6 protein-coding genes are annotated in these 6,322 nt (G+C 55.3%); 3 read left to right on the top strand and 3 right to left on the bottom strand.

Features of this window, described 5'->3' with window-relative positions:
• The 3 genes from RUMCAL_RS04730 to RUMCAL_RS04720 all read right to left on the bottom strand — a co-directional run.
• On the bottom strand, positions 1–848 hold an 848-nt coding region (locus RUMCAL_RS04730; RefSeq protein ID WP_021681444.1), incomplete at its 3' end, for a hypothetical protein.
• Positions 845–1,549, bottom strand: a complete 705-nt coding sequence (locus RUMCAL_RS04725; protein ID WP_021681443.1) for a class D sortase — start codon at positions 1,547–1,549, stop codon at positions 845–847. The genes RUMCAL_RS04725 and RUMCAL_RS04730, both read right to left, overlap by 4 nt.
• On the bottom strand, positions 1,546–2,343 hold the full coding sequence (locus RUMCAL_RS04720; protein WP_021681442.1) for a hypothetical protein: 798 nt from the start codon (positions 2,341–2,343) through the stop codon (positions 1,546–1,548). Before RUMCAL_RS04720 ends, RUMCAL_RS04725 begins: the two co-directional genes overlap by 4 nt.
• A 401-nt stretch (positions 2,344–2,744) precedes the next feature.
• On the opposite strand from RUMCAL_RS04720, the gene proS reads away from it, so the two are divergent.
• The 3 genes from proS to RUMCAL_RS04705 all read left to right on the top strand — a co-directional run bounded on the left by proS (position 2,745) and on the right by RUMCAL_RS04705 (position 6,188).
• Positions 2,745–4,205, top strand: a complete 1,461-nt coding sequence (proS, locus tag RUMCAL_RS04715) for a proline--tRNA ligase (RefSeq protein ID WP_040647053.1) — start codon at positions 2,745–2,747, stop codon at positions 4,203–4,205.
• 255 nt (positions 4,206–4,460) lie between these two features.
• Positions 4,461–5,456 carry a biotin--[acetyl-CoA-carboxylase] ligase gene (locus RUMCAL_RS04710; RefSeq protein WP_021681440.1) on the top strand — a complete coding sequence of 332 codons (996 nt, stop codon included), beginning with the start codon at positions 4,461–4,463 and terminating at the stop codon, positions 5,454–5,456.
• Positions 5,457–5,510: 54 nt separating this feature from the next.
• Positions 5,511–6,188 (top strand): TIGR00266 family protein, encoded by a 678-nt coding sequence (locus tag RUMCAL_RS04705; RefSeq protein WP_021681439.1) that lies wholly within the window; start codon positions 5,511–5,513, stop codon positions 6,186–6,188.
• The last annotated feature ends 134 nt before the right edge of the window (positions 6,189–6,322 follow it).

Raw genomic sequence — 6,322 nt, 5'->3', positions numbered from 1 at the left:
AATTGGGGCGTAGGGTCAGCGGCGACTCGCCGCACTAGCCGCACTAATAATACAACGCCTATTGCCAACAGCACGATGCCCGCCACCAGCACTGCCGTGGTGAGGGCAGTCATCGTACCGGTGACTACTGCGTAAACAGCCGCCTCTTTCAGCACGAACCGGTGAATCACGCCTGTGCCGAAAACTACACCGGCTCCGACAGTCAGCAGTGCCCCTGCTCCGAAGCAGCCCGTGCCGATCCAGTAGCTGTTCCGCAGCAGCACCAGCAGCAGTACCGTCAGCACACCGCAAACGCCTGCACCCGCAAAAGTCAGCGTCCGCAGCTTTTCCAGCTTGGACAGATAGCCAGCCTTCTGGAGCGTGTCCTTCCGCAGCAGGTCTGTGGCATCAGAGATGATCTTTTCCCCGTTGTCAATGGTTTCCTGCAACTTCTCATTGTAGGTATCGTCCTTGACGTAGTGGTTTTCTTCTGCATATTTCTCAAAGTAATCCGTGATGCTGCTCTCCAGTGCTGAAAAATCAAGGAGATCGCTGTCCGCTCCGTAGAGAGCCGTCAGCTTCTGCTCCATGCACTGCTCCAGCCAGTCCACAGAGATCGCGTCCATGTAGACATTCGCAGGAACGGCAGTAGTGTTGTAGTCGGTGGTGAAGCGGGTCTGTAAACTGTCGTAGACCTTTTGCCCCGCGTTTTGCTTGTGCATCTGGGCAATCAGCTGGGACGGACTGTGCAGGACGGAAATGCCCACGGCACAGCCGACCGTTCCCAGCAGGGAAAATACCAGCAGGATCGACAGGATCAGCCGCAGTATCAGCTTGCCCATGCCGCCGGAAGTGGTTTCAGTTTTCATTGGGTACCTCCTTTTCCGGCTTCGGTGTCGGTGTAGAATGCTTTATCCGTCAGCTTGCAGATCACGCCCACCCGTTTCGAGGACGAGCCGAGAAGCTGCATCTCACAGGTGTACAGTGTCAGACGATCGTCGTCTGTCTGCTTCAGATAGGACTTGCTGGTAGATTCAAACTGGATCTGCTCCGTGACTTCATAGGTGAATTTGCCGTAGGTGGTATAGGCGGTCACCGTGTCACCCACTTGCAGCTGGGACAGGTCGTGGAAAAAGGTGTTCACGTGTCCGCTGATGACGGAGTTTCCCGACGCCCCCAGCAGAGCCGAAGCGGTGGTCAGACACGCTCCCTGCTCCAGCAGTTCCGAGCCGCCGCCGTAGTAGACGGGAACGTACAGCCCGATGGATTTCGCTTCCAGCACAGCACACTGGCTGCCGTAAGCCACTGCGGCAGGCGTACCCTCGGAATCCGTCTTGCCGGTGTAGTCGGTGTCAATGTCCGTCTGGACAATGTTCAGCCCGTTGGTGCTCTCTCCGGCAGCAGAGGTGCTGCCTGCCATGAAAGCCACTTTGAGATAGGTTTTTGCCTGTTCATAGGGGCGGATACTGCACAGCAGCACAATGCCGGCACAGAGCACTGTCACCAGAACCGGCAGCAGAAGCTGTGCCCATACAGGCAGAGAAATGGTGGAATCCGTTTTCTTTTTCATAGCGTTCCTCCTGCCTGTCCGGCAGTGCGGCGGCTGCGGAGCAGTAAGGCTCCCAGTCCGGCAGATGCCAGCAGGATCGCACCACCGCCGATCAGTACCGGTACGGTGTAGGGAATTCCGGTAGCTTCCACGGTGTTGCCGTAGGTGGAAACGCCTACCAGGTTGCCGTTTTCGTCGTGAATGCTGACAGAAATGGCATCATCGGAAACGCTGTCCACAGAGAAGTTCACGCCGAACGCCTTTCCCACGTCTGTCATGGCGGAGATCACGTCCAGCTGGTCGCTGGTTTTCATCTGCTTGAGGAAGCTGTTTCGCTCCTCGTTGCTCATGTTCTGTACAAAATCATTCCGCTGGTCGGCAGGCAGGCTGTTGATGTACTCCACCTTTTCGTTCAGCGTCATGTTCAGGAAATCTTTCTTGGCAGGAGCAGTGGTCTGTGCAGTTTTGCCGGCAGCCGCTGCGGCAGTTGCTGCCGTGGTTTCCGTGGTGCGGTTTTCTTCCGGAGCAGCCGTTGTGGTGCCCTTATTGATCTCCTCGTTGATCTTGTCATCTCGCTCTTTTGCCCAGTTGTCCAATGCGGCGATCGCCTGATCGCACTGTTCGGAGGTGTACTCTCTGCCGCTGTACTGGGCGATACATGCCTGAATGTCCGACTCCGGCAGCCCTACAGCATAGGCGTGGGCAATGACATCACCCACAGAGGTCGCCGAAGCCGTCAGCGTTCCTGCACCGCAGCCCAGCACCAGAGCCAGTCCGCAAGCCAGTCCGGCAAGTTTTTTCGTAGTCTGTTTCATATGCTTGTCCTTTCTTGAAAATGGGGGATTGTCTTTTGATTCTTATTATACAGGAAAACCGCGGAGAAATCAATAGGGAATATTATGGCGGCACCGCATCAGTCTGCCTGACGGCGAGGATTTGCCTTATGGAAACACTGCATAAAGCCCGCCTGACGGCTTTGCACGCAATCTGCGTACAGATTTTCCGTCATATTGCCCAGAAATCCCTTGCCAGACATACGTCTGCCTGCGGAATTTCTGACAATCTGCCAAAAAATCTGACTACGCATCTTACGCACAAGCTTTATGCAGTGTTTCCTTACAAATCCAAGAATCCCCTTGCAATTCCGCAAAAAATATGCTATACTGAAAACAGACTGACGGTGCGGCTGCACCGGAAACAACCACAGGAGGATACTATGGCAAAAAAGAATCAGAAAATGGTGGAAGAGATCACGGCAATGGACGTGGATTTTGCACAGTGGTACACCGACATCTGCAAAAAGGCAGAACTCGTATCTTATACCAGCGTAAAGGGCTGTATGGTCATTCGTCCCTACGGCTATGCGATCTGGGAGAATATACAGCGGATTCTGGACGGCATGTTCAAGGCGACTGGTCACGTGAATGTCAACATGCCCATGTTCATTCCGGAGAGCCTGCTGGAAAAGGAAAAGGATCATGTAGAGGGCTTCGCTCCGGAAGTGGCATGGGTCACCTACGGCGGCAGCGAAAAGCTGGAGGAACGGCTTTGCGTCCGTCCGACTTCGGAAACCCTGTTCTGCGATCACTATAAGGACATTGTACACAGCTACCGCGACCTGCCGAAGCTGTACAACCAGTGGGTCAGCGTGGTACGCTGGGAAAAGACTACCCGTCCGTTCCTGCGTTCCCGTGAGTTCCTGTGGCAGGAAGGCCACACCATTCACGCCACCGCAGAGGAGGCAATTGAAGAAACCGAGCGTATGCTGAACGTATACACCGACTTCTGCGAAAAGTGTCTGGCAATGCCGGTAGTCAAGGGCAGGAAAACCGAAAGCGACAAGTTCGCCGGTGCAGTTTCTACCTATGCGATCGAGGCTCTGATGCACGACGGCAAGGCATTGCAGGCAGGTACTTCCCACTATTTCGGGGACGGCTTCGCCAAGGCATTCGGCATTCAGTTCGCCGGCAAGGACAACAAGCTGGCATATCCGCACCAGACCAGCTGGGGCGTGACCACCCGTCTGATCGGTGCGATCATCATGACACACGGCGATGACAGCGGTCTGGTACTGCCGCCGGCTGTGGCTCCGGTACAGGCAGTTATCGTGCCCATTGCCCAGCACAAGGAAGGCGTTCTGGACAAGGCGGCAGAACTGTACAAGGCTCTGGCTGCCAAGGGAATCCGCGTAAAGCTGGACGATTCCGACAACTCTCCGGGCTGGAAGTTTGCCCAGTACGAGATGAAGGGCATTCCGGTACGGATCGAGATCGGCCCCAAGGACATCGAAGCCGGACAGTGTGTCGTTGCCACCCGCTTCAACGGCGAGAAGCAGACGGTCGCTCTGGACGAGAACTATGAGGCTCTGTGCGACACCGTCAGCGACCTGCTGGAGAACGTAGTGCCGCAGGGCATGTTCCGGAAGGCACTGGAAAACCGGACAAACAAGACCTATGTCTGCCAGACCATGGACGAGATCACCAAGGCTCTGGAAGAAAAGGGCGACGGTTTTGTAGAAGCAATGTGGTGCGGTGACGAAGCCTGCGAGGACAAGGTCAAGGAAGTTACCGGCGTAGGTTCCCGCTGCATTCCGCTGGAGCAGAAGCACATCTCGGACAAGTGTGTCTGCTGCGGCAAGCCGGCAAAGCACATGGTGCTGTGGGGCAAGGCTTATTGATCCTGCGAAAGCATTTACAAGAAACATAAGGCAATACCACACAATCTTTGTACGGTATTGTCATAACAGCAACAGCCGTTCGGATTCCGGACGGCTGTTTTTTGCGGCGGTCAGCCTGTCGCCTGACGGCTTTTCACGAAATCTGCGTGTAAATTTTCCCTTGACAAAACCATGAAAATTGTTTATAATACTAATATCGAAAGCCTGCGAAAAATATGAATTTTTGCAAAGACAAACAAAGGAGCATTATGCATCATGCGAGTAAAAGATGCCGTTGCCGCCTGCCTGACCGAAGCAAGCGGACAATATCTCTCCGGTGAAACGCTGGCACAAAAGCTGGGCGTGAGCCGAAACGCTGTCTGGAAAGCCGTCCGCCTGTTACAGGACGAGGGCTTTCCCATTGAAGCCAAGAAAAAGACCGGCTACCGGCTGGCACAGGGCGTGGATCTGCTGACAGAAGAATCCGTCCGCCCGTATCTGCACAGCCGGATTCTGGGACACCCGTTATACGTCTATTCGGAACTGGGCTCCACCAACAACACCTGCAAAACGCTGGTGCGGGATCATGCCAGACACGGCACGGTGGTGGCGGCAAACTGCCAGACTGCCGGAAAAGGCAGACAAGGACGCACTTTTGTATCCCCTGCCGGTTCGGGGCTGTATTTTTCCATGATCCTGTCCGAGGCGGTTTCCCTACAGGACGCACCGCTGCTGACTGCCTGTGCTGCTGTCGCCGCCGCCAGAGCCATTGACGCTTTATACGGCACGCAAATGCAGATCAAGTGGGTGAACGATCTCTATCTGGACGGAAAGAAATGCTGCGGCATTCTCACCGAGGGCGGTGTCAGTCTGGAATCCGGCAAGCTGGAACATGCCATTATCGGCATCGGCATCAACGTCCGGAACACCAGCATTGCCATGCCGGAGGAACTGCGGCACACGGTCACTTCGCTGGAAGAAGCCCGTCCGGACATTCACGTCTGCCGTGCCCAGCTGCTGGCAACTGTGCTCTATGAAATGGAGCAGGTGCTGCGGGAACTGCCCCAGCGGCGGTTTCTGGCGGAATACCGCCGCCGTTCCTGCCTCATCGGAAAGACCGTGGAACTGACAAAAGATGACGGTACTGTCAAAAAAGTGGCTGTACTGGAAATTGCCGACGACTGCGGTCTGGTCGTGCGGGACAGCTTCGGCAACGTGGAAACCCTCCACGCCGGAGAAGTGCACATCGGTGCAAAGGGATTACAGGGATAATTGGAGCATACATTCATACATTTGCCCTAAAAAATATACAGGAGGATTTACAACATGCAGTATCAGATTCAGGGACAGCCCTATCCGGTGGTCGTTCTGACCGTAGAGCCGGAGGAAACCGTTTTATGCCAGAAAGGGGCTATGGCATGGATGACCCCCAACATGGAGATGCAGACCAAGGGCGGCGGACTGGGCAAGATGTTCAGCCGTGCGTTCACCGGTGAATCCATGTTCCAGAACCACTACACCGCCAAGGGCGGACAGGGCATGATCGCCTTTGCTTCCGCAGTGCCGGGAGAGATCATGCCGGTGCAGATCTCTCCGGAGCGTTCCATTGTGGCACAGAAGTCTGCCTTTCTGGCTTCGGAAGTCGGTGTTCACTTCGAGCTGTTCTTCCAGAAAAAGCTGGCAGGCGGCTTCTTCGGCGGCGAGGGCTTCATCATGCAGAAATTCTCCGGAAACGGCATGCTGTTTCTGGAAGTAGACGGCAGCATGGTCGCATATGACCTGGCTCCGGGGCAGTCCATGATGGTGGACACCGGCAATCTGGCTGCCATGGAAGCAACCTGCACGATTGACGTGGAAATGGTCAAAGGTGTAGGCAACATGCTGCTCGGCGGCGAGGGACTGTTCAACACCAAGGTCACCGGTCCGGGACGCATCTGGCTCCAGACCTTGCCGCTGTCCGGTATGGCAGGGGCATTGGCAAAGGTGATGCCGTCCAGCAAGTAAGCCATTGCATTATTTCAAAAAACACCGCACAAAGCTGTTCGTCAGACTTTGTGCGGTGTTGTTTTTTTGTATGCTATTTCGAGAGCAATATTCTCCCGTTGCGGCGGGCGGCGGGTCGCCGCTGACCCTACGCC

The organism is Ruminococcus callidus ATCC 27760, from assembly GCF_000468015.1.
GTDB classification, from domain to species: domain Bacteria; phylum Bacillota; class Clostridia; order Oscillospirales; family Ruminococcaceae; genus Ruminococcus_C; species Ruminococcus_C callidus.
Note: the sequence above shows the minus strand (reverse complement) of the source record. Positions and strands in the feature narration are given on the sequence as shown.